Source organism: Delftia sp. ASV31, from assembly GCF_016428765.1.
Lineage (GTDB): Bacteria > Pseudomonadota > Gammaproteobacteria > Burkholderiales > Burkholderiaceae_C > Comamonas > Comamonas acidovorans.
The window spans coordinates 1-320 of the sequence record NZ_JAELTK010000254.1; the positions used below are offsets into that span (position 1 = coordinate 1).

Here is a 320-nt window from a genome sequence, read left to right on the forward strand (position 1 = left end):
CCATCCTGGAGCAGGCCGTGGTGCCCGTGCTGCCCGGCGACACGGCCCAGGCGCTGGCCGCGCGCGTGCTGGTGCAGGAGCACCTCATCTACCCGCGCGCGGTGGCGCAGTTGATGCGGGGCTAGGGCTGTCTCTTATACACATCTGACGCTGCCGACGAAATGCGAACAGTGTAGATCTCGGTGGTCGCCGGATCATTAGAAAGGGGGGGGGGGGGGGGGGGGGGGGGGGGGGGGGGGGGGGGGGGGGGGGGGGGGGGGGGGGGGGGGGGGGGGGGGGGGGGGGGGGGGGGGGGGGGGGGGGGGGGGGGGGGGGGGGGG

The 320-nt window shown here is 77.8% G+C and carries 1 protein-coding gene and 1 pseudogene; one reads left to right on the forward strand and one right to left on the reverse strand.

Annotation, left to right across the window (positions count from 1 at the left end; genetic code table 11):
- Nucleotides 1-125, forward strand: a pseudogene (locus JHD82_RS29260) (phosphoribosylglycinamide formyltransferase); the annotation flags it as partial.
- Here JHD82_RS29260 and JHD82_RS29265 read toward each other — a convergent pair.
- Nucleotides 122-320: hypothetical protein (locus tag JHD82_RS29265; protein ID WP_199140410.1), on the reverse strand; the 199-nt coding region annotated here is incomplete at its 5' end. The pseudogene JHD82_RS29260 and the gene JHD82_RS29265 overlap by 4 nt on opposite strands.